This window comes from Oleiphilus sp. HI0125 (assembly GCF_001635355.1).
In genome coordinates this window covers 1-703 of sequence record NZ_LWGF01000127.1, presented here as the reverse complement: position 1 = coordinate 703, position 703 = coordinate 1, and the positions used below count along the sequence as shown (strand labels likewise).

The 703-nt window shown below is 45.3% G+C and carries 2 protein-coding genes and 1 tRNA gene; all 3 read right to left on the bottom strand.

Annotation, left to right across the window (positions count from 1 at the left end):
* Positions 1-7 precede the first annotated feature (7 nt).
* Positions 8-93, bottom strand: a tRNA-Leu gene (locus A3762_RS02175).
* Between the two features lie 40 nt (positions 94-133).
* Entirely contained in the window at positions 134-493 is a 360-nt protein-coding gene (secG, locus tag A3762_RS02170) for a preprotein translocase subunit SecG (protein ID WP_068476836.1), read from the bottom strand.
* A 31-nt stretch (positions 494-524) separates the two neighbouring features.
* On the bottom strand, positions 525-703 hold a 179-nt coding region (locus A3762_RS02165; RefSeq protein ID WP_197468947.1), incomplete at its 5' end, for a triose-phosphate isomerase.

Here is a 703-nt window from a genome sequence, read left to right as displayed (position 1 = left end):
TTATTATTGGTGCCGATGGACGGATTTGAACCGTCACGAGCATAGCTCACCACCCCCTCAAGATGGCGTGTCTACCAATTCCACCACATCGGCATACTCAATTGATTAACTCAATTAAGTGAAAACTTATTGGCTACTCCAATTCAGGAGCGGCATTGTCTTCGTTTTGCGCTTCCAACTCAAGGCTTTCTTCAGAATTTTCTTGAGTTTCTAGCGTAGAAAGCGTCGTCGCTTCTTGAACACTCAATGCAGCTTGCTCTTTAGCAATATAAGCAAGACTAATACTGGTCGCGAAAAATACAACAGCCAACCATTTTGTAGACTTTGTCAGGAAGTTACCGCTACCTTGGCTACCGAATACTGTTTGNGAAGCACCGCCACCAAAAGAGGCTCCCGCTTCTGCGCCTTTTCCTTGCTGCAATAGCACAAGAACAACAAGCGCCAACGACACCAAGATGTGAACTACGATTACCGTTGTTTCTAAAAATTCCATATTACTCGCAACCTACTACAAACTCGATTCGTCAGGCCGACTGACAAATCTCAAAAAACTCATCAACTTTAAGTGACGCTCCACCTACTAGACCGCCATCGATATCCGGTTGAGCAAACAACTCTTTCGCTGTTTTGCTGTTTACACTTCCACCGTAAAGGATAGTAAGCGAATCCGCCCACTGCTCATCTAGTTCTCGCGCCACACTAC